This window comes from Haemophilus sp. oral taxon 036, assembly GCF_002998595.1.
Taxonomy (GTDB): Bacteria; Pseudomonadota; Gammaproteobacteria; order Enterobacterales; family Pasteurellaceae; genus Haemophilus; species Haemophilus haemolyticus_K.
Genome location: NZ_CP027235.1, coordinates 1,726,276 through 1,751,488, shown reverse-complemented (window position 1 = coordinate 1,751,488; position 25,213 = coordinate 1,726,276). Strand labels below are relative to the sequence as shown.

At 38.3% G+C, this 25,213-nt stretch carries 18 protein-coding genes, 1 other RNA gene and 3 pseudogenes; 8 read left to right on the top strand and 14 right to left on the bottom strand.

Translation table 11 applies throughout. From position 1 onward, the window contains the following. The first annotated feature begins 166 nt into the window (after nucleotides 1-166). Nucleotides 167-2,806, top strand: a complete 2,640-nt coding sequence (gene ppc / locus C3V42_RS08380) for a phosphoenolpyruvate carboxylase (protein ID WP_106014262.1) — start codon at nucleotides 167-169, stop codon at nucleotides 2,804-2,806. Nucleotides 2,807-2,843: 37 nt separating this feature from the next. Here ppc and C3V42_RS08375 read toward each other — a convergent pair whose 3' ends face one another. Continuing rightward, a complete protein-coding gene (locus C3V42_RS08375) occupies nucleotides 2,844-4,256 on the bottom strand; it encodes a YcjX family protein (RefSeq protein ID WP_106014261.1) in 1,413 nt (470 codons plus the stop codon). A 69-nt stretch (nucleotides 4,257-4,325) separates the two neighbouring features. Here C3V42_RS08375 and C3V42_RS08370 point away from each other — a divergent pair. The 5 genes and pseudogenes from C3V42_RS08370 to C3V42_RS08350 all read left to right on the top strand — a co-directional run bounded on the left by C3V42_RS08370 (nucleotide 4,326) and on the right by C3V42_RS08350 (nucleotide 9,711). Continuing rightward, nucleotides 4,326-6,019: pseudogene (locus tag C3V42_RS08370) on the top strand (ABC transporter substrate-binding protein). Then, entirely contained in the window at nucleotides 6,019-6,984 is a 966-nt protein-coding gene (locus C3V42_RS08365; RefSeq protein ID WP_106014260.1) for an ABC transporter permease subunit, read from the top strand. The pseudogene C3V42_RS08370 and the gene C3V42_RS08365 overlap by 1 nt, the downstream one beginning before the upstream one ends. After that, complete coding sequence (locus C3V42_RS08360; RefSeq protein ID WP_106014259.1) at nucleotides 6,974-7,861, top strand: ABC transporter permease subunit; 888 nt, start codon at nucleotides 6,974-6,976, stop codon at nucleotides 7,859-7,861. The genes C3V42_RS08365 and C3V42_RS08360 overlap by 11 nt, the downstream gene beginning before the upstream one ends. A 3-nt stretch (nucleotides 7,862-7,864) precedes the next feature. Then, a complete protein-coding gene (locus tag C3V42_RS08355; protein ID WP_048953252.1) occupies nucleotides 7,865-8,914 on the top strand; it encodes an oligopeptide/dipeptide ABC transporter ATP-binding protein in 1,050 nt (349 codons plus the stop codon). Further along, on the top strand, nucleotides 8,914-9,711 hold the full coding sequence (locus tag C3V42_RS08350; protein WP_106014258.1) for an ATP-binding cassette domain-containing protein: 798 nt from the start codon (nucleotides 8,914-8,916) through the stop codon (nucleotides 9,709-9,711). The genes C3V42_RS08355 and C3V42_RS08350 overlap by 1 nt, the downstream gene beginning before the upstream one ends. A 2-nt stretch (nucleotides 9,712-9,713) precedes the next feature. Here C3V42_RS08350 and rnpB read toward each other — a convergent pair. Continuing rightward, nucleotides 9,714-10,090, bottom strand: an RNA gene (rnpB, locus tag C3V42_RS08345) — RNase P RNA component class A. A 171-nt stretch (nucleotides 10,091-10,261) separates the two neighbouring features. Here rnpB and C3V42_RS08340 point away from each other — a divergent pair. Together C3V42_RS08340 and C3V42_RS08335 are read left to right on the top strand one after the other, a co-directional pair. Beyond that, nucleotides 10,262-11,196, top strand: a pseudogene (locus C3V42_RS08340) (KpsF/GutQ family sugar isomerase). Nucleotides 11,197-11,205: 9 nt separating this feature from the next. Further along, complete coding sequence (locus C3V42_RS08335) at nucleotides 11,206-11,748, top strand: HAD family hydrolase (RefSeq protein WP_106014257.1); 543 nt, start codon at nucleotides 11,206-11,208, stop codon at nucleotides 11,746-11,748. 61 nt (nucleotides 11,749-11,809) lie between these two features. Here C3V42_RS08335 and pntB read toward each other — a convergent pair whose 3' ends face one another. The 12 genes and pseudogenes from pntB to glgC all read right to left on the bottom strand — a co-directional run bounded on the left by pntB (nucleotide 11,810) and on the right by glgC (nucleotide 25,199). Beyond that, complete coding sequence (gene pntB / locus C3V42_RS08330) at nucleotides 11,810-13,234, bottom strand: Re/Si-specific NAD(P)(+) transhydrogenase subunit beta (RefSeq protein ID WP_106014256.1); 1,425 nt, start codon at nucleotides 13,232-13,234, stop codon at nucleotides 11,810-11,812. Between the two features lie 10 nt (nucleotides 13,235-13,244). After that, nucleotides 13,245-14,783: a Re/Si-specific NAD(P)(+) transhydrogenase subunit alpha gene (pntA, locus tag C3V42_RS08325; RefSeq protein ID WP_005634601.1), complete on the bottom strand. Its 1,539-nt coding sequence runs from the start codon at nucleotides 14,781-14,783 to the stop codon at nucleotides 13,245-13,247. A gap of 305 nt (nucleotides 14,784-15,088) precedes the next feature. Beyond that, nucleotides 15,089-15,490, bottom strand: coding sequence for a hypothetical protein (locus tag C3V42_RS08320; RefSeq protein WP_106014255.1), 402 nt, complete (start codon nucleotides 15,488-15,490; stop codon nucleotides 15,089-15,091). Nucleotides 15,491-15,574: 84 nt separating this feature from the next. Next, complete coding sequence (locus C3V42_RS08315) at nucleotides 15,575-15,817, bottom strand: hypothetical protein (protein ID WP_106014254.1); 243 nt, start codon at nucleotides 15,815-15,817, stop codon at nucleotides 15,575-15,577. Between the two features lie 2 nt (nucleotides 15,818-15,819). Then, the gene (locus C3V42_RS08310; protein ID WP_049332258.1) at nucleotides 15,820-16,122 is read right to left on the bottom strand and encodes a hypothetical protein; all 303 of its coding nucleotides are present in this window, start codon (nucleotides 16,120-16,122) and stop codon (nucleotides 15,820-15,822) included. 6 nt (nucleotides 16,123-16,128) lie between these two features. After that, nucleotides 16,129-17,061 (bottom strand): polymorphic toxin type 50 domain-containing protein, encoded by a 933-nt coding sequence (locus C3V42_RS08645; protein WP_240610375.1) that lies wholly within the window; start codon nucleotides 17,059-17,061, stop codon nucleotides 16,129-16,131. Next, entirely contained in the window at nucleotides 16,991-18,430 is a 1,440-nt protein-coding gene (locus C3V42_RS08300; protein WP_240610351.1) for a hemagglutinin repeat-containing protein, read from the bottom strand. Before C3V42_RS08300 ends, C3V42_RS08645 begins: the two co-directional genes overlap by 71 nt. A 266-nt stretch (nucleotides 18,431-18,696) precedes the next feature. Next, nucleotides 18,697-19,056: a hypothetical protein gene (locus tag C3V42_RS08295; RefSeq protein WP_048953124.1), complete on the bottom strand. Its 360-nt coding sequence runs from the start codon at nucleotides 19,054-19,056 to the stop codon at nucleotides 18,697-18,699. Between the two features lies 1 nt (nucleotide 19,057). Continuing rightward, a complete protein-coding gene (locus tag C3V42_RS08730) occupies nucleotides 19,058-19,411 on the bottom strand; it encodes a hypothetical protein (RefSeq protein WP_106014252.1) in 354 nt (117 codons plus the stop codon). A 244-nt stretch (nucleotides 19,412-19,655) separates the two neighbouring features. Next, nucleotides 19,656-22,121, bottom strand: coding sequence for a glycogen/starch/alpha-glucan phosphorylase (locus C3V42_RS08285; protein ID WP_106014251.1), 2,466 nt, complete (start codon nucleotides 22,119-22,121; stop codon nucleotides 19,656-19,658). A 240-nt stretch (nucleotides 22,122-22,361) separates the two neighbouring features. After that, nucleotides 22,362-23,791 (bottom strand): annotated as a pseudogene (gene glgA, locus C3V42_RS08280) (glycogen synthase GlgA). A 106-nt stretch (nucleotides 23,792-23,897) separates the two neighbouring features. Continuing rightward, nucleotides 23,898-25,199, bottom strand: coding sequence for a glucose-1-phosphate adenylyltransferase (gene glgC / locus C3V42_RS08275; RefSeq protein ID WP_164994241.1), 1,302 nt, complete (start codon nucleotides 25,197-25,199; stop codon nucleotides 23,898-23,900). Between the last annotated feature and the right edge of the window lie 14 nt (nucleotides 25,200-25,213).

The window sequence follows — 25,213 nt, the reverse complement described above, 5'->3', positions numbered from 1 at the left end:
CCGCACTTTTTAAACAATCCATAAAAAGTGCGGTTCTTTTTTATCTATTTTTTAGCTTTTCTTGATTATCTTCAAGGTTTCCTTGAATAGCATTTGCCCTATCTTCTGTTTTTAGCTATATCTATCGACAACTTACGAATTTTTATTTTTACTTTTAGGAGTTCCTATGACACAAGAGTACCGCACTTTACGCAATAACATTAGTATGTTAGGGCGTTTTCTCGGAGAAACCATCAACGATGCCCAAGGTGCCGATATTCTCGAATTAATCGAAAATATTCGTAAACTTTCTCGTAATTCTCGTGCTGGCGATGATAAAGCAAGACAAGAATTGCTCGACACGCTCGGTAGTATTTCTAATGACAATATTATTCCCGTCGCGCGTGCTTTCAGCCAATTTTTAAACCTCACTAACATAGCTGAACAATATCAAACAATTTCGCGTGAACATTCTCTTGCACAAAGTTCTTCTCAATCCTTAAGCGAACTTTTCAAACACTTAAAAGAACAAAATGCCTCAGTGGAAGATGTGCATAAAACAGTCGAAAAATTATTAATTGAGCTGGTTCTGACCGCACATCCAACAGAAACAACACGTCGTTCACTCATTCATAAACACATTGAAATCAATAAATGTTTAAGCAAGCTAGAACATCATGATTTAACTGAAAAAGAACGCAATATTATTGAGCGCCTATTACTTCGCTTAATCGCTGAAGCATGGCATACCAACGAAATTCGTACTGTTCGCCCAACGCCATTTGATGAGGCTAAATGGGGCTTTGCGATGTTGGAAAACAGTTTATGGCAAGCTGTGCCAGAGTTTTTACGCCAACTAAACGAAACCGCCCGTGAATTTTTAGGTTACGATTTGCCAGTAGGATTAAAACCCGTACGCATTTCCTCTTGGATGGGTGGTGACCGTGATGGAAATCCGTTTGTTACCGCACAAATCACCAAAAAAGTGCTTTATTTTGCCCGTTGGAAAGCGGCGGATTTATTCTTACAAGACATCAGCAAATTAGCCGATGAACTTTCAATGGTGAAATGTAGCGATGAGTTTCGTGCTAAATATGGCGAGCATTTAGAGCCCTATCGCTTTGTGGTGAAAAATTTACGCAATCAGCTTACAGCAACATTAGCTTATTTTGATGATCACCTATCAGATCGCACACCGCGCGTATCCGAAAGCGAAATTATTTTGGAAGATAATCAACTTTGGGAGCCGCTTTACGATTGTTATCAATCTTTAATTCAATGCGGTATGCGCATTATTGCGAATGGTTCATTGTTGAATATTTTGCACCGTATTAGTTGTTTTGGCGTAACGCTTTCTCAAATGGATATTCGCCAAGAAAGCACTCGTCACACCGAGGCAATTGCAGAAATCACGCGCTATATTGGTTTGGGTGATTACGCTCAATGGACAGAAGACGATAAACAGGCTTTCTTAATTCGTGAATTAAGCTCACGCCGTCCATTAATTCCGCAAAACTGGACGCCATCACCAGAAACCAAAGAAATTTTAGATACTTGCAAAGTCATTGCTCAACAAAAACAAGGTGTCATTGCGTGTTATGTTATTTCGATGGCACGCAGTGCATCTGATGTTTTAGCTGTTCACTTACTCTTAAAAGAAGCAGGCGTGCCATATCATATTCCTGTTGTGCCATTATTCGAAACCTTAGACGATTTAGATGCAGCTGAAAAAGTGATGACTCAACTTTTCAATGTGGGTTGGTATCGTGGCGTGATCAATAATCGTCAAATGGTGATGATTGGCTATTCAGATTCGGCAAAAGATGCGGGCATGATGGCTGCCTCTTGGGCGCAATATCGTGCCCAAGAAGCCTTAGTGAATTTAACAGAAAAACTTGGCATTGAACTCACTTTATTCCACGGACGTGGTGGCACGATTGGTCGTGGCGGTGCGCCAGCACATGCGGCATTACTTTCTCAACCACCTCGTTCACTAAAAAATGGTTTACGCGTGACAGAACAAGGCGAAATGATTCGCTTCAAACTGGGTTTACCGGCTGTAGCGGTAGAAACCTTTGATCTCTACGCCAGTGCCATTTTAGAAGCAAATCTTTTACCGCCACCAGAACCGAAACCAGAATGGCGCACTATAATGGATGAGCTTTCCACTATCTCTTGCGACATTTATCGCGGCGTGGTTCGTGGTGATAAAGATTTTGTTCCTTATTTCCGCAGTGCGACGCCAGAACAGGAGCTCTCCAAATTGCCGCTTGGCTCTCGCCCTGCAAAACGCAATCCAAATGGCGGCGTGGAAAGTTTACGCGCCATTCCTTGGATTTTTGCATGGATGCAAAATCGCTTAATGCTACCCGCTTGGTTGGGCGCTGGAGCATCTATCCGTCAGATTATTGAACAAGGCAAAGGCGATGTCATTCATGAAATGTGCGAAAACTGGCCGTTCTTTTCAACGCGAATCGGTATGTTGGAAATGGTATTTAGTAAATCGGATACTTGGCTTTCCCAACAATATGATCAACGATTGGTGAAAAAAGAACTTTGGTATTTAGGCGAAAATTTACGTAAGCAACTTGAAGATGATATTCAAACTGTGCTTTCACTTTCTCACCAAAGTGAATTGATGTCTGATTTACCTTGGATTGCAGATTCAATTGCATTGCGCAATATCTACACGGATCCGCTCAATCTACTGCAAGTGGAATTGCTTCACCGTTTCCGTGAAAATCCAGAGCAAGTAAATCCCGATGTAGAACAAGCATTGATGATTACCATCACAGGTATCGCGGCTGGAATGCGCAATACGGGCTAGCAAGATGAAAAAAGTGCGGAAAATTTTCCGCACTTTTTTATTCAAATCGATCACTTAATAAAAATTGTAAAACCGCATCCATTCTCAAATGAGGAATCGTTTCGCCTTGTTCTAAAGGCTGAGGTTCAAAACTATCGAAATCAAAGTGCGGTTGTTTTTGCCAAAATTCTGCTCTTGGTAATTTGCTCGGTACAGTGCCTGGATAAAGCGTAATAGGTTGTTTATCAATAGAACGAATCCCTTGAATTGCTTTAATTTCTTTTCCTTGCTGATTCACAATCACTTGCTTTGTGGTACGAACAGCAGCAATAGCGGTATATTCCGTATCGATTCCTTCAAATTCCACATGGCGACCACCCTCTTGCACAATTTGGCGCATTAAACTCACTAAATTAGGAATTTGATCACGAGTAATATGATCCGCCTTCGTCGCAACAAACATTAATCGATCAATTCGCGGAGAAAACAAACGATGAAGAAAATTTCTGCTGCCATAATGGAAATTATTAAATAACTGGTTTAAACCCATTTGCATATCTAAAAAGGCTTGCTGGCTGTGATTTAAAGGCGTTAAACAATCCGCCAAAATAACTTGGCGATCAAAGGTAGAAAAATAATTTTCGTAAAAACCTTTCACAATTTTATTGCGATAATAATCATAACGTTTTGTCAGCACAGCAAAATAGCTATTCGATTTGGCTGTTTTTTTCAAGGTTTGCCACTGTTCTTCCGAAAGATGAATTAATGGGAAAAATTGTAATGCGGGCGCCCCCTCTAAATCACTTGGCAATACAAATCGTCCTGGCTGAATAAATTGCATGCCTTGCGACTTACATTGGTGTAAATAATCCGTATAACTTTTCGCTATCTTAGCTAAAACATCTTCATTTGCGACCGCACTTAAATCCAAATCCTGTAACATGGGAAGCCAATTCTGTGCCAATTCTTCACGAACGCCAGTGGTAACCTTAATTTGCTCTTGTGACCATTGTTGAAAATCTAGATTTAACAGCGGCAAATCTAGCAGCCATTCCCCCGGATAATCAAAAATATCTAAATAAAGCGTGCCGCGTTCTTTCAAATGGCGTAGCAATCCAGATTGACGTTGAAAACGAATTGCTAGACGTGTTTCACTCACGCCACGAGTAGATTGAAACCACTGAGGCGGATTTTGTGACAAATCATTTAAATTACTTTCATAATCAAAACGTGGCACGCTGAGATCTTGTTGAGATACTCGTTTCACCGCCAAGATCGCACCATTTCTAGCTGCTTCAAACAAGGGCAAATGCTGTGATGAATTTTGATTAATGGAGAGAAGTTGATTGATTAAACTTGTAATAAACGCTGTTTTTCCACTCCGACTTAACCCTGTTACCGCCAAACGTAAAGTGCGGTCAAAACCACGATTAATAAATTGATTGATTTCGTTTTGAACCCTATTAAACATTCAATATCCTAGCCATTTTTACTAATATGCCTTACAATTTGGCACATAATTTATCACAATGCATTTGTTATGTTACGCAAAAATCTTACGTTTTTCTGCTTTCTATTTGGTATTGGTTTGAATTCCCAACTTCAAGCGGCTCCGCGCGTACCAGAACACCTAACAGAAAACGGACTAACTTATTGTACTAATGCCTCTGGATTTTCTTTTAATCCGCAAACAGCGGATGCTGGCACAAGTATGAATGTCGTCACAGAGCAAATTTATAACAAACTTTTTGAAATAAAAAACCATAGCGCGAATGTTACACCTGTTCTTGCTCAGTCTTATACTATTTCACCTGATGGAAAAGAAATATTAATCAATTTGCGTCGTGGTGTTAAATTTCACCAAACACCATGGTTTACCCCAACACGCGATTTTAATGCAGAAGATGTAGTATTTTCTATTAATCGGGTACTTGGCCATACAACTTATTTGCCACAATTAAGCGAAAATCTTATTACGTATAAAAATCCACAGTATCGTGTATTTCATGAACAAGCTAAGAAGGTACATTTCCCATATTTTGAAAGTATAAAGCTAAACGAAAAAATTAAATCCGTTACCGCTCTTTCACCTTACCAAGTCAAAATTGAGTTATTTACACAAGACTCATCTATTTTGTCACATCTTGCTAGCCAATATGCAATTATTTTCTCACAAGAATATGCGTATCAACTCAGTGCCGATGATAATCTTGCCCAATTAGATACCCACCCTGTTGGTACGGGACCCTATCAAGTGAAAGACTATGTATATAACCAACATGTCCGCTTAGTGCGTAACGAAAATTACTGGAAAAAAGAAGCGAAAATCAAAAATATTGTTGTTGATCTTTCTACCGACCGAAATGGTCGTTTAGTTAAATTTTTAACAACGAATGCCAAATTGCTTCTTATCCTGATGTTAGCCAAATTGGTTTATTAAAAAGCGATGACAAACACTATTATATGCAATCTACTGATGGAATGAACTTGGCATATTTAGCATTTAATTTTGATAAGCCGATCATGCAGGATCGCACTATTCGGGAAGCTATCTCGCAAAGTTTAAATCGGGCGCGTATTATTCACAATATTTATCATAATACAGCAACTGTTGCGAATAATATTATTCCTGAGGTTTCTTGGGCATCAAATGTGAATAGCCCAGAATTTGAGTTTGATTATAATCCCAAAATTGCTCAAAAAGTCTTAAAAAATAAACATCTTTCACTTAATTTATGGGTCATTAATGAAGAACAAGTATATAATCCCGCACCTTTTAAAATGGCTGAAATGATAAAATGGGATTTAGCACAAACCGGAGTTAAAATTAACGTTCGAGCAGTAACACGTACTTTTTTAAGTGAACAACTTCGTAATAAAACAGAAAATTATGATTTAATTCTTACAGGATGGTTAGCAGGGAATCTTGATCCTGATGGTTTTATGCGACCAATTTTAAGTTGTAATACACAAAATGAAGTAACTAACTTATCTAATTGGTGTAATCAGGATTTTAATCATTTAATGGATAGTGCTATTGCAATAACACACTTAGCAGAACGTGTTCGTTTTTATAACGATGCTCAAAATCTCGTATTACATGAATTACCCATTATTCCCATTGCAAATGTAAAACGCATCTTAGTTGCCAATACTCGTGTAAAAGGTGTTGAAATGACACCTTTTGGTAGCCTAAATTTTTCGACTTTACATTTAAGTAAGGAGAAACCTTAATGTTGTGGTCTGCTATTCGTCATATTATCTGGATAATCATATTATTATTAGTATTATCCTTAATCAGTTTTATGATCTTATTGCGTGATCCACTCAATGCTGATCTTATCACACAAAATATCTATAACGCTTATTACATCTATTTAAAAACATTGTTACAGGGTGATTTTGGCATCACTTATAACGGAGGAAAATCCTTAATTGATTTAATTTTGACTGTATTACCTCCTACTCTAGAGCTTTGCTTTACTGCACTCTTATTAGCTTTTATCTTTGGCTTACCTCTCGGTATCATCAGAGCGGTCAGTTCTCAACAAATTTTTACTAAAAGTTTACAAAGCTTATCCTATTTAGGTTTATCCATTCCTATATTTTGGCTTGCACCTCTTTTACTTTACACCGCATCCATCAATCATTGGGAGATTGCCGCTATAGGACAATATAATTTACTCTATGAAATCATACCGATTACAGGCTTTCCAGTTATTGATGTTTGGTTCGTTAATGAGCCATATCGCACTAAGATTATACAAAACGTCTTACAACATCTAGCATTGCCTACGCTTGTTTTATGTATTTTACCTACAATGGAAATTATTCGTCTTATTCAACAACGGGCTGAATACATTCTTTGTCAAAACTTTGCTAAGGTAGCAACAACACGAGGTTGGTCAAAATGGAAAATTTTACATCAATATGTTTTTCGTAATACCCTTCCATTATTGATACCCCAAGTGCCACGTGTATTTACACTTGTGCTAACGCAATGTATGTTAGTCGAAACAGCACTTGGTTGGCCAGGTATTGGTCGTTGGCTTATTAATGCTGTAGCTGAACAAGACTATAACAGTATTGCAGCAGGCGTTATAGTTATTGGTATATGTATTATTTTAATTGATACCTTAATTAAAAGTATCACTTTTATACTCGATCCATTTAAAAAGAAAGGTTGGTATGCAAGATAAAGAACCTGAAGAATTTCGAGAAAATACCTCAATATTCCAAATTTGGCTACTATTTCGCAAAAATACCATTGCGTTGTTCAGCTTTTATTTATTAGCGTTGTTAACTCTGACCGCACTTTTCAGCAGTTGGATAGCGCCTTATTCTGATAACACACAGTTTGTTGGGCAAGAATTAATGCCACCATCTTGGGTTGATAAAGGACAAATAGCTTTTTTCTTTGGCACAGATGATCTAGGACGAGATATTTTAAGTCGCTTAATTATGGGTACTCGCTATACCCTGGGCTCTTCCTTATTAGTACTCATTGCCACCGCACTCATTGGAGGGGCACTTGGTATTATTGCTGGTATGTTAAAAGGGATAAAGGCACGTTTTGTGGGACATATTTTCGATGCTTTTTTATCTTTACCTATTTTACTTATTGCAATCATCATTTCCACATTAATGGAGCCTAGTTTATGGAATGCTATGTTTGCAACGCTATTCGCAATTTTACCTTATTTTATCCATGCTATTTATCGCGCAATTCAAGAAGAATTAAAAAAAGATTATGTCATCATGCTCAAACTTGAGGGGATTTCTAACTGGGCATTATTAAAAACCACCATTTTGCCTAATATCACAGTTGTGTATATTCAAGAAATCTCACGGGCTTTTATTGTTGCAGTACTAGATATCAGCGCACTAAGTTTTATATCTCTTGGCGCTCAACGTCCTACACCAGAATGGGGAGCGATGATCAAAGATTCACTTGAGCTACTCTATCTTGCGCCATGGACAGTACTTTTACCTGGTTTTGCTATTATTTTCACTATTTTACTCAGTATTATTTTTAGTAACGGCTTAATTAAAGCCATTAATCAATATTATGAATAACTTATGGCACTATTAGATATTCGCAACTTAAATATTGAAATAAAAACACCAAACGGTCGCATTAAAATTGTGGACGGTATTAATTTATCACTCAATGAAGGAGAAATCGGTGGACTTGTGGGTGAATCAGGTTCTGGTAAAAGTTTAATCGCCAAAGTTATTTGTAATGCGGTCAAAGAAAACTGGATTATCACCGCAGATCGTTTCCGATTTGACGATGTAGAATTACTAAAGCTTAATCCAAATCAACGTCGTAAACTTGTCGGTAAAGAAATATCTATGATTTTCCAAGATCCTCTTTCTTGCCTTGAACCAAGTCGAAAAGTTGGTAAGCAGCTTATCCAAAATATTCCTAATTGGACATTTAAGGGAAAATGGTGGCAATGGTTCGGATGGAAAAAACGCCGTGCTATTGAATTATTACACCGTGTTGGTATTAAAGATCACCATGATATTATGTCCAGCTATCCAAGCGAACTTACTGAAGGTGAAGGTCAGAAAGTAATGATTGCTATTGCCGTAGCAAACCAACCTCGTCTACTCATTGCAGATGAACCTACAAATACTCTAGAATCTACGACTGCGCTACAAGTTTTTCGATTACTTTCTAGCATGAATAAAAACCAAGGTACGACTATTTTACTTGCAAGTAACGATATTAAAAGCATCAGTGAATGGTGTGATCACATTTCTGTTCTTTATTGTGGACAAAATGCTGAATCTGCCCCAACAGAAATATTATTAGCATCGCCACACCACCCCTACACTCAATCATTAATTAATGCGATCCCGGATTTTACTCAGCCTTTAGGATTCAAAACTAAATTAGGTACATTAGAAGGAACAGTACCAATTCTAGAACAAATGCCTATAGGTTGTCGTCTTGGACCACGTTGTCCTTTCGCACAAAAGAAATGTATTGAAAAGCCGAACAAGACCAAAATTAAGCAACATGAATTTTCTTGCCATTACCCCGTTAATCTTCGCGAGAAAAATTTCAAAGAAAAAACCACTACTACACCATTAACGCTCCATCGTAAAGGAAATGAATAATGCCGTTATTAAAAGTAGAAGATTTAACTAAAACTTTCAAAGGTCGAAAACGCTTATTTGGTACCAGCTATTTTAATGCAGTAGAAAATATAAGTTTTTCTCTTGAACGCCAGCAAACAATCGCTATTATTGGGAAAAATGGCTCGGGAAAATCCACATTGGTCAAAATGATCGCGGGTATAATTCCCCCCTCTTCAGGTCGTATTATATTTAATCATCATGAATTACAACATGATGATATCCAATATCGAGCCCAGCATATTCGCATGCTCTTCCAAGATGCTAATTCAGCTTTCAATCCACGATTAAATATTGGTGAGATACTTGATACCCCTTTACGTCTGGCTACTAATTGGGATGAGTCGCTCCGTAATCAAAAAATCTTTGATACACTTTTACTTGTTGGACTTTATCCTGATTACACCAATTTAAAAATCAAAAACCTTTCTGTAAGCCAGAAACAACGAATTGCATTAGCTCGAGCTCTTATTCTATCACCTGAAATTATCATTATTGATGATGCACTGGGTAATCTTGATGCTTCCGTACGCATACAACTACTCAACTTAACATTAGATTTACAACAACGGCTTGGTATTTCCTATATTTATGTTGGACAAGATCTTGGCATGATTAAACATATTGCCGATCAAGTTATTGTGATGGATGAGGGAAAAATGATTGAATATGGGCCACCAAGAACATTATTTAGCGCACCACAAACTGAAATTACTCGTCGTTTAGTTGAAAGTCATTTTGGAAAAATTCTTGATGAGAATGCTTGGATAAATAATTAGAAAAATTGAGTTGGTCGATAAGCCGAGTTCTGTCGTGGACAATCATTCCTCTAGGCGACAAATTACTCTGTCGCTCAAGCAACCTACCCGAATCCTGAGCGGGCCACTCATTGGATTCCTATTTGGTCTTGCTACGAGTGGAGTTTACCCTGCTGCCAACCGTTACCGGAGGCACGGTGCGCTCTTACCGCACCCTTTCACCCTTACCGTTTACACGGCGGTCTGCTCTCTGTTGCACTGGTCGTCGGCTCACGCCGCCCGGACGTTATCCGGCACTCTGCCCTGTGTAGCTCGGACTTTCCTCTCGTTTACTTGTCCCACTAGGTCGTATAAATACGGTTAAGGGCTTCAATAAACCAGCGATTGTCTAACCAACTCGGCGCGTAGTATAGGGGCAATCATTAGTGAGGTCAATAAAATCCCCAATTTTTAGATATTACGCGTCAATCTTATAAACAATAATGCCTAGCTTGCATCGAATTTTTCATTCGTATTTTTTTATGATTCCGCTAAAATAACGCCAATTTCAACCGCTCTTTTAGGAAGAAGAATGAACTATCTAAAAATCGCCCAGGATTCTCTTTCAGTGGAAAGTAACGCACTTTTACAACTCAGCCAACGTTTAGGTGAAGATTTTAATCAAGTCATAGATTTAATCCTTAGTTGCGAAGGACGATTAGTCATCGGCGGGATAGGCAAATCCGGTTTAATCGGCAAAAAAATGGTAGCGACATTTGCCTCTACGGGCACCCCAAGTTTCTTTTTACATCCAACGGAAGCCTTCCACGGTGATTTAGGTATGTTGAAACCAATTGATATCGTGATGTTAATTTCCTATAGCGGTGAAACTGATGATGTCAATAAACTAATTCCAAGTTTAAAAAATTTTGGTAATAAAATTATTGCCGTGACGAGTAATAAAAATTCCACGCTCGCACGCCATGCAGATTATGTTCTAGATATTACTGTTGAGCGTGAAGTGTGTCCGAATAATCTCGCGCCAACAACATCCGCACTTGTAACGCTTGCGCTTGGCGATGCACTCGCTGTATCGCTCATTACGGCACGCAATTTCCAACCCGCTGACTTTGCTAAATTCCATCCAGGTGGTAGTCTTGGTCGCCGTTTACTCTGTAAAGTAAAAGATCAAATGCAAACTCGTTTACCAATTATCAAACCGGAAACCAATTTCACTGATTGCTTAACTATAATGAATGAAGGCCGAATGGGCGTTGCATTAGTCATGGAGAATAATCAATTAAAAGGCATTATTACGGATGGCGATATTCGTCGAGCATTAACGACAAATGGCGCTGATACCTTAAATAAAACTGCACAAGATTTTATGACAAACTCACCTAAGACAATTCACCAAGATGAATTCCTAGCAAAAGCAGAAGACTTTATGAAAGCGAAAAAAATTCACTCGCTAGTTGTTGTTAATGATGAAATCACGTGGTGGGTTTAGTGGAATTTTCAAGCTAAGGAATCCCAATGCAACAAAAATTAGAAAATATTAAATTTGTTATTACTGATGTGGACGGCGTGCTCACCGATGGACAACTCCATTATGATGCTAATGGTGAAGCGATTAAAAGTTTTCATGTGCGAGATGGTTTAGGCATAAAAATGCTGATGGATGCAGGTATTCAAGTGGCAGTGCTTTCTGGTCGAGACTCCCCTATTTTACGTCGTCGTATTGCCGATCTAGGCATTAAATTATACTTTCTCGGCAAACTTGAAAAAGAAACAGCCTGTTTTGATCTTATGAAACAAGCTGGCGTCACTGCCGAGCAAACCGCTTATATTGGCGATGATAGTGTAGATCTTCCCGCCTTTGCAGTGTGTGGAACTTCTTTTGCTGTGGCAGACTCCCCTATTTATGTGAAGAATGCTGTTGATCATGTACTTTCTACACATGGCGGCAAAGGTGCCTTCAGAGAAATGTCAGATATGATTTTACAAGCACAGGGAAAATCTTCTGTGTTTGATAGTGCCCAAGGTTTCCTAAAATCAGTGAAAAACATGGGACAATAAAATACCTAAAAATAAACCGCACTTAGGCAACCTCAAGTGCGGTTATTTTTATGCGTGTTTTTTATAATGCTTTTAAGATATCTTCAACACGATCTTTTGCATCACCAAAGAGCATTTGCGTATTCTCTTTGAAGAATAATGGGTTTTGTACACCTGCGTAACCCACAGCCATTGAACGTTTGAAAACAATCACATTTTGTGCTTTCCATACTTCCAACACAGGCATTCCCGCGATTGGGCTATTTGGATCTTCCATCGCAGCTGGGTTTACCGTATCGTTCGCACCGATAACCAATACCACATCGGTATCAGCGAAATCATCATTGATTTCATCCATTTCAAGTACCACATCATAAGGCACTTTCGCTTCGGCTAAAAGCACGTTCATGTGGCCTGGTAAACGTCCTGCAACAGGGTGAATACCAAAACGAACGTTCACACCACGTTCACGCAATTTTGCCGTAATATCAGCAACTGGATATTGTGCTTGTGCCACAGCCATACCATATCCCGGAGTGATAATTACAGAACTTGCATTTTTCAACAATTCAGCCACTTCTTCTGCTGTAGTTTCACGGTGTTCGCCTTGTTCTTCTCTTGAAGAAACTTCAACATCGTTACCAAAACCACCTGCAATTACGCTCACAAATGAACGGTTCATTGCTTTACACATGATGTAAGAAAGAATTGCACCAGAAGAACCGACAAGGGCGCCTGTAACGATGAGCAAATCATTATTCAACATAAAACCTGCTGCAGCCGCTGCCCAACCAGAATAAGAGTTAAGCATTGATACTACAACTGGCATATCTGCTCCACCGATTGAAGCCACTAAGTGCCATCCAAATGCAAGCGCAATCGCAGTCATTAATAACACAGGGAAAATGCTTTCTGGATTATTTAAGAATGCAACCATCAATAATGCAGATACCACAAGTGCGGCTAAATTTAATTTATGGCGATGTGGCAACATTAATGCTTTTGAATTAATTTTTCCGCTTAATTTACCAAATGCGACAACAGAACCAGTGAAAGTTACTGCACCGATAAAGATACCTAAAAATACTTCAACATTATGAATATTCGTTAATACTGCTTGCTCTGCTACAAATGCGGCTTGTGCTGCTGCATCTAATCCTTCTGGCATTAACGCCTCATTGTGTAAACCATAGCTATTAAAGCCTACGAGTACAGCCGCTAAACCAACAAAACTGTGAAGAATCGCCACAAGTTCTGGCATTTCAGTCATTTCTACTTTTAATGCACGTTGAACACCGATTGCACCACCGATGATCATCGCAATAATGATCCAAAATGTTCCTTCAGAATGAGGGCCAAAAATGGTTGCGATAAGAGCAATGGTCATACCAACAATACCGAACCAACAACCCGCTTTAGCAGTTTCATGTTTAGAAAGTCCTGCCAAGCTCATAATGAAAAGTAATGCTGCTAAAATATACGCAGCCTGTACTAAACCTTCAGACATTGTGCGCTCCTTAACCTTTTCTAAACATTGCTAACATACGTTGTGTGACACGGAAACCACCAAAAATATTGATGCTTGCCACCAAAATCGCCACAAAAGCTAAGGCATCGATAAATAGATTGCCTGTTGGCTGACGAATTTGTAATAACGCCCCTACAATAATAATGCCTGAAATTGCATTTGTTACTGCCATTAATGGTGTGTGAAGTGCATGGCTAACATTCCAAACCACGTAATAACCCACCACACAAGCTAAAACAAATACGGTGAAATGTGATAAAAATGCAGCGGGCGCAACGGAAGCTAACCAAAGGAATAACACGCCAACACCTGCCATCACACCGTATTTCACACGAGGATCTGTTGGTTTAGATTCTTTTTTCTCTGCCACTGGTGCAGCTTTGGTTTCTTGTTTTGGTTGTGCAGACACTTGAATTTGTGCTGGTGGAATTTCTTCCCCATCACGAACAACGGTTACACCACGAAGAACCACATCTTCAAAATCAATATTGATCTTGCCATCTTTCTCTTTGCACAAAAGTTTTAATAAATTGACTAAGTTTGTGCCATAAAGTTGAGAAGATTGTGTTGGTAAACGGCTTGGGAAATCCGTATAACCAATCACTTTCACTTGGTTTTCAGTTGTAACAACTTTCCCTGCTTGCGTATATTCACAGTTACCACCAGTTGCAGCCGCTAAATCCACAATCACCGAACCTGGTTTCATTGAATCCACCATTTCTTTGGTGATTAAACGAGGCGCTGGTTTACCCGGAATTGCTGCCGTAGTAATAATAATATCGACTTCTTTAGCTTGTTCTGCATAAAGCTCCATTGCACGACGGTTAAATTCTTCCGACATCACTTTTGCATAACCATCACCACTGCCGCCTTCTTCTTTAAAATCAATTTCTAAGAAGCTTGCCCCCATACTTTGAACTTGCTCTTTCACTTCAGGACGAGAGTCAAAAGCACGAACAATCGCCCCAAGGCTATTTGCCGCACCAATTGCCGCCAAACCAGCCACACCTGCACCAATTACCAACACTTTTGCTGGTGGAACTTTACCTGCTGCAGTAATTTGTCCAGTAAAGAAGCTACCGAATTCATGCGCAGCTTCAATGACAGCACGATAACCAGAAATATTCGCCATAGAAGAAAGCGCATCCAATGCTTGCGCACGAGAAATACGAGGCACCGCATCCATTGCTAACACATTAATTTTCTTCGCGGTGAGTTTTTTCATTAACTCAGGATTTTGCATACGCCAAATAAAGCTCACAAGCGTTGCGCCTTCCTTCATTTGAGCGATTTCTTCATCTGTCGGTGCATTTACTTTGAAGATAATATCCGATTGCCAAATTTCAGCCGACGTACCGATCTTCGCTCCTGCCTCTAAAAATGCTTGATCTTCAAAACTAGCTTTAAAACCTGCATCGTGTTCCACGATCACGTCAAAGCCCAATTTCAATATTTGCTGAACCGTTTTCGGCGTTGCCGCCACACGGCTCTCATTCTCAAGCAGCTCTCTAGGTACACCAATTAACATACTGTTTCCCTCTGATTGATGATTGGGTTGATGAGATTAATGAACAAACTTTCGCCTATTCATCGTTAAAATGACAAAAAGTCAAACGGATACAACTGTATCATTGATTGAATGAAAATAGGTAACGTTTTTAACTGGTTTTACAAGATATTGTGATAGGGATCACGAAAAATCTCATATAAAAACACCTCAAATTAGGTGTTCAGGTTTTGGGGTGCAAATCAAAGTGCAGTCAATTTTTAAGAAGTTTAAAAACTCTTTGAAAATTGACCGTACTTTAGCTCTATCAAACCGTCTAAAACGTTTTACAAAAATTTACTTATATCTCCATTTATTGGAATTACAATGTCTAAAGGTGGATTTCTAGAAACAACCTGAGCTAAATACCCAATACCAAGAATAAAAACTCTTGTTAATAAAGCAGAAATATCATCTAATTTATCTAGCGCTAATAGCAAATTAGTTTTAAATATTGGAACATCATTTATATCTGCTAAAACATAAACATTCTGGTTAATTATTTTCTTTTCAATTAATTCAATTAACCTATCAGGATTCAATATTTTTATTTTCTTACTATCTTTATCTATGCTTCCATATATAAATGGATATTTATAAAACTCTTTTAGAACTTGCTCCTTTTCATCTTCAGACAGAAGGTGGAAATCCTCCGATAAAGCCTCTTTACATTCATCAAATAATGTCATATGAATCCTTATTTATTTAATTGCTTAAGATATCGATTAAAATCATCTTTATTTCTATTAAATGGAATTACCTCTTTAATAGCCTTATTCAAGAGTTTTATTATTAGAAACAACTCCATTAAGATCTAAATAATTTCTCTTACCTCTTATACTTGGATCATATATACGGAAATATTTCCCATTAATATCTTCAACAACTTGAACTTTAATTGTAGGATTTTCATATATTCTTTTTCCTTTGTCTGTCATTGTAATGATAGGATTCTTTCCTACAAACTTCTCTATGGACTTATGCAAATTAGCTTCGGTCCAATTTTTAGGTTCCAATCTTATTCATATTTTTCATGGCGCTTATATACACATATATAATTATCAAAAGATAAATATTTAGGGTAATCAATCCTAACTAAATTCTCATCAATAGTATAATCCTCACCAAAATTAGAAATAATATCTGTACCAATTTCATAAATCTCTTCATTCCAATAGGTAGAGATATCTCCATCAATAACGATATAAATACTTATACAATTTTCATTGATTCTTACATAAACACCTCTAACCTCTTTGGTAATTTTACCTATCAAGGCATTTTGGGTAACAATTCTTAATCTTATAATGTCATTATTCATAGACTATTATTCCTTTGGTTTAGCCGGAACTACATGATATCCATTTTTACTATAATGAATAATCCCCATAGTTGTTGGGGTTTGATTTCCTGTAACAGGATCGATATAAATACCGATATTTTTATTGAAGTTCACCCTTTCTTTAGAACCAGGAAGCCCAATTTCAGTTTTTCCCACCTGCTGTCCAGTTCCTACATAACCTTTTAAAGAATCTAAACTTACAGTGATAATGCTTTTCTGTTGTCCATTAGCAAGAGAAACTTTATACTCATTTGTGTTTTCTAAATGCTTATTTTGCTTAGATATCTCAATTTCTAAGTTATTTAAATTAACTTTTGTAGTGCGATATCCCTTAGTCTCCCCAACAATCGGCAATTTTTCGTTTGCATTGGCTCCTTTTGGCAACTTAGTTAAGGCTATCCCTCCTAACCCCACAGCTTCCGCAGCACCTAAAGCAAGAGTTGCATAGTGTACGCTCTTTGGTAACTGGTTTCTTGTTTTACCGTTTTCCAATTCCACAAAATCACTTAATTTAACCTGAGTTTCTCTGCTTAGATTATTAAAATAGCTACCTAATCTTAAATAACTAAAGTTTTCATATGCCGCTTCATCGCCTGATTGCATCATCTGAATATGTGGTATATAACAAGCTGGATTATTACCACAAAGCTTCAATATTTCTTGTCGATTCTTCTCACTTAATTTTGCGTATTTTTCAAAAATAGGTCTTGTATCTTCCCCTTCCTTTTCAGCTTTTGCCAATTTCTTAACGAGGCTATTTACCTCTCCGTTGTACAAATAATTATTCTCCACAGCATCTTTCGCTGTTTTAGCCGCAATAATCGCTCCATCAGAACTATCCGATAAACTACCACCGGCACCTGCTGCTACTTGGCTTAAAGACGATACCGTACGTTTTTCTTCTTCGCTGAGCTTTATTATAAAGTGTTGACGCTAAGAAATGAGCAGCCACCTCTCCGCCTACTGCACCTGCCGCACCCGCAGCAACATTACGATTGCCTGCATAAGCTTCTACCGCGCCCCAAAGTGCATGAGCAGTCAAATTGAGAGCCGTATTCACATTGCCTTTTGCATCTGTTGTCGCTTTCTTAATTTGATTATTCACCGCAGGTGATAATCCTGAAGCCACCACTTCCGCTGCCGGTCTGCCGGCTAAAGCGGTGCTGATAACATTTAATGCTGAATCAATGATAAGACGTTGACTTCCGCCCGTTTCCCATTCTTTGGCTTTGCGACTCGCTGTCTCAAAATTATCTCGTGCTTGTTTGACTAAAGCTTGGTTCGTTTCGTTGTTGTTTTCTGCCTTGGCTTTTTCTGCTTCTTCTAACGCAATTGCGGCTTCATGACGTTTTGCTTTCGCTTCTTCGCCAAATTTATTAGCAAGCAAACTTCCAGCTTCCACGACATTTGGCCCAAATTTCTCTGTCACCTCACGTTGGAAATCAAGTTCTTTTTGAACATCATCTTTATTAAAACGATTCTCTAATTTGCCACTTTGACTTTGTGCACTCTCTGTAGTGATATCGGTTTTAATCGCAGCAATCTCTTCTTGTACCGTTTTACCTGTACGTTTTAATTGCTCTGCTTCATCTTTAATAATGATATTTTGTGTATTAATACCACTTTTTGTTGTGCTAGATTGGCTATCGGAATCTTTACCATAGCCCATGCCATAGGAGAATTGGAGAGATTCCTTGCCTTCAGCCAATTTCTTGGTGTTCTCTTGTCCATTTACTCCTTTAGAATTAACAGTTGTGTTGCCATTTTTATCGGTATAAAGCAGATTACCATCTTTATCCGTGGCTTGTTTTGTACTTTGAGCTGCACCATTTTTACCAAATGGTGTTTCAAAGTTAGCTGACACACTGCCACTTACACCAAAACTGCTGCCACTATAATTTGAGCGATTTTCAATATCTGAATGAGTAATGCTGTCAGTGCTAAAATGGTTTTTACCATCTGCTTCTGCTTTTTGGGTAGAGGTAATCAATGCACCTTTAAGATCGGTATGCTTATTAACATTAATATCATAACCTTCATCTCCAGCATAAATTCCAGCTTGTTCATTAATGCTGGCGTGGTCGGCATTGATTTTCGATTTATTGAAACTTCCCCCTGCGGCAAAACCATAGCCTACTGTCACACTACCTTGCATATTCATCTGTTTACCATGGTAGCGAGATTTATCTTGCAAGCTCTCGATATTCAGGTTTTCAGCATTAAGTTCTACTCGTTTGCCTTTTACTTGGCTGCCAATAATATTGGCATCACCACCTGCATTAATCACAGTTTTACTTTGACTATCGCCTACATGGCTTGCAACATAAATGGTTTCATCACTTTTAGTAAATGACTATCGGGGTTTAAGTATCTTATTTACTCACTCATGATATTTCTGTGAAAAAAGCATAGAAAACCTACGCTAAAGTTGAATGTGAAATTATAAGATTTGCTTAAAAATAAGCATCACTGAAAATACAAAAAGTGCGGTCAATATTCAAGAGATTTTAGAATTCACTGAAAATTGACCGCACTTTTAAGCACCTTTGTTAATTACTGCCAAGGCTTAGCATCAGGTTTACTGTGTTTTTTTCGCCATTGGATACATATTGGACTATCCCACATTAGCCTTTCTTCACAAACTGGACCACCTTCAAGATACCAACCCTTTTTCTCTAAACAAAGATTCTCTTCTGGATTAACACTTTCACCTGTCACAAAATCCATACCACAATCCGACATGTCTTTTTTTCTTCTTTCAAGAAAATTAATACGTCCTTGAGGATCTGAGTTAGGAAATAAAATCTTAGAATTATGCAAACGCCAATGATAATGTGGTGGTGGTGGTTGAAATCCACCAAAAGAACAAGCATTGATTGTTAGCAAACCAAATATAAAAAATAGAATCTTCATATCATTCTCCTTTTGATTTATTTAAATTAAAAATGGTTTGCTCATTTCCCATTTTTAGATCTACCTTCGTTCGATATCCATCAGTAACGCATTGTATTTGCCCTAGTCCATAACAATTATGTACTGATGAATTGTCACCAAATATATCGCTAATACGTGCAATCCAACCTTTATTGAGATTATTTTCAGATGTCGTTGCAGGGTTTCCTCCCAATAAAATCGGCATACTACCTACTGGGTCACTAGAATGATTCTCAATACGAATTGAACCATCTGAAGTTGTTCTTTCTTTACCCGTTTGCAATTGACTTAAATAACCATCCGCTCTTGTTACATCTGCTGCAGGACCAACCATTTTAATTGTCGTACCTGAAAGTAGCTTTTTATCTCGGTTATCTTCTGTATTTAGCGCTTTTAATGCATTACTTATGTTAATGTACCACGACTATGCGCTCCAATATAAAGTTTTTGTTTTCCATATTACCCCATAAAGTTTACATCAATAATTTCTGTTATTTTTCATTAGTTTAAATATAAAAAAATCTGCATCAAACTCGGGCTTGATGCAGATAACTTATTTATTGGCTATTAATATAAAATTAATCACCTAATTGAACTGACTCAACTTTCCAAATTCTCTCTGCGTACTCTTTAATCGTGCGGTCAGATGAGAAGAAGCCCATATTCACGATATTTTGAATAGTGCTTTCAATCCATTGGTCGCGTTGTTTGTATTTTTCATCTACGGCTTTTTGAGTTTCTACATAACTACGGAAATCAGCGAAAGCTTGATAATAATCGTGATATTGCAAGCCTTGTAATAGTTGATGATAACGTTGAGGCTCTTCTGGTGAGAATTTACCCTCAATAATTTGATCCACGACTGTGCGTAATTGAGTATCATTTTGATAGTATTCAAATGATCGATACCCTTCTCGACGAAGTTGCTCAACTTGTTCCACTGTGTTACCGAAAATAAAGATATTATCTTCACCCACGTTTTCCAAGATCTCCACGTTTGCACCGTCAAGTGTACCGAGTGTCAATGCGCCATTTAAGGCAAACTTCATATTACTGGTGCCAGAAGCCTCTGTGCCTGCAAGTGAAATTTGCTCTGAAATATCCGCTGCTGGAATAATTAACTGGGCAAGGCTCACACTGTAATTTGGAATAAACACTACTTTTAAACGGCCTTTCAAACGCTCATCATTATTGATGACATTAGCAACATCATTAATTAAATGGATCGTTTGTTTCGCTGCATAATAAGCCGAAGCTGCTTTACCAGCTAAAATAAATACACGCGGTTGCCAATCTTTTTCAGGATGAGCAAGCATTTCATTGTAGCGAGCAATAATATGCAATACGTTCAACATTTGACGTTTATATTCGTGAATACGTTTGACTTGAACATCAAATAACGCATGTGGATCAAGTTCAACACCTAATTCAGATTTCACGTATTCCGCCAATTTCACTTTGTTCGCAAACTTGATGTCGGCAATCGCTTCTTTGAACGCTTTTTCTTCCACAAATGGTTTAAGTTTTTCAATTTGACTTAAATCACAACGCCATTCTGAACCGATATATTTATCAAACAATGCGGCTAATTGTGGGTTTGCCACCGCTAACCAACGACGTGGCGTGATGCCGTTTGTTACGTTGGTGAAACGTTCTGGGAAGATACGTGCGAAATCGGAGAAAGTTGATGTGACCATCAAATCAGAGTGGATTTCGGCAACCCCGTTAATTTTGTGTGAACCCACAACAGATAGCCATCCCATACGCACTTTACGTTGATAACCTTCTTCAATCAATGAAACTCGACGAATAAAATCGTTATCCGTGGTGACGTAAGAACGAACATACTCTAAGAAGTGATCGTTAATTTCAAAAATCATCTGTAAGTGACGTGGTAAGATTTTCGCCATCATTTCCACTGGCCAAGTTTCTAATGCTTCTGACATTAAAGTATGGCAGGTGTAAGAGAAAATGTTACGCGTCATCTCCCACGCTTTTTTCCACTCGAAACCTTCGTCATCCACTAAAATACGCATTAATTCAGGAATTGCTAACGCAGGGTGGGTATCGTTTAAGTGGATCGCCACTTTATCAGCCAAGTTTTCAAGGCTATCGTGGGTGCGTTTGTGACGGCGTAAAATATCTTGAAGTGATGCAGATACTAAGAAATACTCTTGACGTAAACGTAATTCGCGACCATTCCACGTAGAATCATCAGGATAAAGCACACGTGATAAGTTTTTATTTGCGGAGTGTTCTTCTAATGCGGCTAGGTGTTCACCGCGGTTAAAATCTGCAAGATTAAATACTTCACCTGCATGAGCAGACCATAAGCGTAATGTTGCTGCAGAATTGTTTTGATAACCCGGGATCATTTGATCGTAAGCAAGTGCGGTCACTTTTTCGGTATCTTGCCAAATGCATTTTTTGCCCTCGAAATGAATGTTTCCACCAAATTCTACAGTAAAGCGTTTAGATGGGCGAATAAACTCCCAAGGTGCACCTTTTTCAAGCCATGCATCTGGGCACTCAACTTGCTGACCATTTTCGATTTTTTGGCGGAACATACCATATTCATAACGAATCCCGTAGCCCATACCGGGTAAGCCTAAAGTGGCGATAGAGTCCATAAAGCAAGCAGCCAAACGACCTAAACCACCGTTCCCCAAGCCAGGATCAACTTCTTTTTCTAAAACTTCTTCTAAGTCCACATTTAATTCAGATAAGGCTTCTTGTGCTAATCCATAAATACCTTCTGCAATCATGGCATTAGAAAGGGTACGTCCAATTAAGAATTCCATTGAAAGGTAGTAAACACGGCGAGCATCTTCTGCTCGAGTTTGGCGAGCTGTGGTAATCCACCCTTCTGTTACTAAGTCACGCACAGCGTGGAGTGTTGCGTTAAGCCAATCGCGTTGGCTCGCTTCACGCGGTGATCGACCAATTAAAAAAATAAGCTTATAAACAATTGATTTTTTGATTGCCTCAACAGTCATTTGTGGGCGATTGTATAGGAATGGAGAATCAAAATTATCCATTATCATAAGTAAAACCTCGGTTTGAATGTTAAAAAATTATCTATAATAAAAGAGATGTTGATTTAAAAATTCACGCACATTTCAAAAAATCAATCGAAATAGACCGCTCTTTGTATCCGAGAACCTTTATACCTCTAATAAATTCGTTCAAATTTTATGCTTATCTTGTCGAAAAACAAGCATAATCACAGAGCTTGCAACAATAATCTACAAACAGACTGTTACTCTTAACGTTTATAAATAAAACTACAAACGTTCATAAAGCGCACAATATTGTTCTGCTGCTTTACGCCAGCTGAAATCTTGTGTCATCGCATTCGCTCGCAATGCTGACCACACTCTCGGTTTTTTCCAAATATCAAACGCTTGTTGAATGCTTCTGCGTAAATCTTCAGCGGTAGCTTGCTCAAACACAAAACCAGTTGCCGTGCGATCTTTAATATTTTCTGGTGTGCTATCCACCACCGTATCGGCTAACCCCCAGTTTTACGAACAAGAGGAAGTGTGCCATATTGCAAACCATAAAGTTGTGTTAAGCCACAAGGTTCAAAACGGCTTGGCACTAAAATCACATCACCACCAGCCACTAATAAATGTGACAGTGTTTCATCGTAACCAATTTTGACTGCAACATTTTGTGGATAACGTTCAGCAAGCTCACGAATACCTTGTTCAAAGTGCGGTGCGCCAGAACCTAAAATCATCAACTGGCCACCTTGTTTTACAATTTCATCCGCACTTTCAATCAATAAATCCACGCCTTTTTGCTCGGTTAAGCGGGTTACCATCACAAATGCCAATGCATTTTCATCTTGCGGTAAATTAAAATAAGTTTGCAGTTCAACTTTATTCTGTTTTTTACCTGCCATATGTTTCAATTTGTAACGATGCTGAATATATTGATCGTCATTTGGATGCCAAATATTTTCATCTACACCATTAAGAATCCCCACTAAACGCCCTTGAGATTTTAAGCCAGAAAGTAAACCTTCCAAGCCATAGGCAAATTCAGGTGTTGTAATCTCTTTAGCATAAGTCGGGCTCACTGCAGTGCTGGCATCGGAGTAAAATAAGCCAGCTTTTAAATAGGAAATCTGTCCAAATAGCTCTAAACCATCAACATTAAACATGCCTGCTGGCAATCCAATTTCAAATAAATGCTGATAATGGAATTGTCCTTGATACGCTAAATTATGGATTGTAAATACGGATTTTGCTGGGCGACCTTTATTAAATAAGTAAGCGGCACATAAACCTGCATGCCAATCATGAGCATGAACCACATCCGCATGCCACCAGCTATCTAAGCCAGTAGATAATTCAGCGCCAACCCAACCAAGTAAGGCAAAGCGTTTATAGTTATCACCATAATCATTATAGTAACAATCGTGATATGGATTCCCCTCACGCGCATATAAATGTGGCGCATCGATTAAATAAACGCCTACGCCATTATATTCGCCGTAGCGCAACACAACATGTCCCGCAAAATTATCAAATTCAGCCACAACTTGTGTATTAGAAATACCTGCAGAAATCGCTGGATAAGCTGGCAATAAAATGCGTGCATCAAGCCCTATTTGATTTTGGGCTTGTGGCAAAGCTCCTAAAACATCGGCTAAACCGCCTGTTTTAAGGAGCGGATAAAATTCAGAGCAAACGTGTAAAACTTTCATTTAATTTTTATTTTCCCTATAAAATATAAATAATGCTCGATCAACTCCCCTCTTTAGAAAAGAGGGGGTTATAAAGTACGGTCAAAATTCACCGCACTTTTCATCATCAATCTAAATGCTCTTCAGAGACGACTTCTTCCCCTTCTAATTTTTTCAGCATTTTCGGGGTAACTAGAATTACTTTACCAGTTGAACTGATACGGAAACGTTTTTTATCTTCTTCCATATTCACACCAATTTCCATGCCATCTGGAATGATGCATTCACGGTCGAGAATACAGTTTTTCAATATACAATTCTTACCGATTTTAACTTGTGGCAATACCACGCAATGATCCACTTTTGAGAAAGCATCAATTTTAACGCGATCAAATAGCACAGAATTACTGATAGACGCATCAGTAATCACACAACCGCCGCCAATTAAAGAATTATCGACTGGATGAACATTTGAATTTTTGTAGAAGAATTTTGACGGATAAGCTTGAATTGGATTACCGCGAATTGGCCAACTTTGGTCATAAATATCAAGCTGTGGATTTTCAGATACTAAATCAATATTAGACTGCCAGAAACTATCTAATGTACCCACATCACGCCAATAAATTTCACCTTCAGTATTACGTCCCATGCAAGAACGGCTGAAAGGATGCGCATAAAGGGTTTCTTCTGCTAAACATTTTGGTAATACATCTTTACCGAAATCGTGGCTAGTTTGTGGTGTATTGACCTCTCTATCCAACATTTTGTAAAGATAATCCGCATCAAACACATAAATCCCCATTGATGCGAGTGAAACATCAGGTTTACCTACCATTGCTGGCGGATCTTTTGGTTTTTCAACAAAGGCTTTGACTTTTAAATTTTCGTTTACTGCCATGACACCAAATTCATGTGCTTCAGAGCGAGGGACTTCAATACAACCCACCGTACATTTTGCACCGCTGTTAACATGGTCCATCAACATAACGCTATAGTCTTGTTTGTAAATATGGTCACCCGCCAAAATTAAAACGAATTTAGGGCGATAGTGATCACGAATAATCGCCATATTTTGATAAACAGCATCCGCCGTACCACGATACCAAGTTGAATCATCAATTTGTTGACGAGCAGGAAGCATATCAACAAACTCCCCTTTTTCTTGTGGTAAGAAAGACCAACCTGTTTGTAAATGACGAAGTAAAGAGTGTGCTGCGTATTGAGTCACTACGCCAATTCGATTCAAACCAGAGTTAATACAATTAGAAAGTGCAAAGTCAATAATACGGCGATTACCACCAAAATAAAGGGCGGGTTTTGCACGTTTATCCGTAAGTTCATGCAAGCGTGAACCACGTCCACCCGCAAGAATAAGCACCAAAGTATTTTTAACTAAATCATATTTGTTAAGGTCACCAGTTTTCATAAGGATCTCCATAG

Bases quoted from the DNA above. Each gene is read 5' to 3' on its own strand.
- ppc (WP_106014262.1), top strand. From the start codon at position 167: ATGACACAAGAGTACCGCACTTTACGCAATAACATTAGTATGTTAGGG.
- C3V42_RS08375 (WP_106014261.1), bottom strand. From the start codon at position 4,256: ATGTTTAATAGGGTTCAAAACGAAATCAATCAATTTATTAATCGTGGT.
- C3V42_RS08365 (WP_106014260.1), top strand. From the start codon at position 6,019: ATGTTGTGGTCTGCTATTCGTCATATTATCTGGATAATCATATTATTA.
- C3V42_RS08360 (WP_106014259.1), top strand. From the start codon at position 6,974: ATGCAAGATAAAGAACCTGAAGAATTTCGAGAAAATACCTCAATATTC.
- C3V42_RS08355 (WP_048953252.1), top strand. From the start codon at position 7,865: ATGGCACTATTAGATATTCGCAACTTAAATATTGAAATAAAAACACCA.
- C3V42_RS08350 (WP_106014258.1), top strand. From the start codon at position 8,914: ATGCCGTTATTAAAAGTAGAAGATTTAACTAAAACTTTCAAAGGTCGA.
- C3V42_RS08335 (WP_106014257.1), top strand. From the start codon at position 11,206: ATGCAACAAAAATTAGAAAATATTAAATTTGTTATTACTGATGTGGAC.
- pntB (WP_106014256.1), bottom strand. From the start codon at position 13,234: ATGTCTGAAGGTTTAGTACAGGCTGCGTATATTTTAGCAGCATTACTT.
- pntA (WP_005634601.1), bottom strand. From the start codon at position 14,783: ATGTTAATTGGTGTACCTAGAGAGCTGCTTGAGAATGAGAGCCGTGTG.
- C3V42_RS08320 (WP_106014255.1), bottom strand. From the start codon at position 15,490: ATGACATTATTTGATGAATGTAAAGAGGCTTTATCGGAGGATTTCCAC.
- C3V42_RS08310 (WP_049332258.1), bottom strand. From the start codon at position 16,122: ATGAATAATGACATTATAAGATTAAGAATTGTTACCCAAAATGCCTTG.
- C3V42_RS08295 (WP_048953124.1), bottom strand. From the start codon at position 19,056: ATGAAGATTCTATTTTTTATATTTGGTTTGCTAACAATCAATGCTTGT.
- C3V42_RS08730 (WP_106014252.1), bottom strand. From the start codon at position 19,411: ATGGTTGGTCCTGCAGCAGATGTAACAAGAGCGGATGGTTATTTAAGT.
- C3V42_RS08285 (WP_106014251.1), bottom strand. From the start codon at position 22,121: ATGATAATGGATAATTTTGATTCTCCATTCCTATACAATCGCCCACAA.
- glgC (WP_164994241.1), bottom strand. From the start codon at position 25,199: ATGAAAACTGGTGACCTTAACAAATATGATTTAGTTAAAAATACTTTG.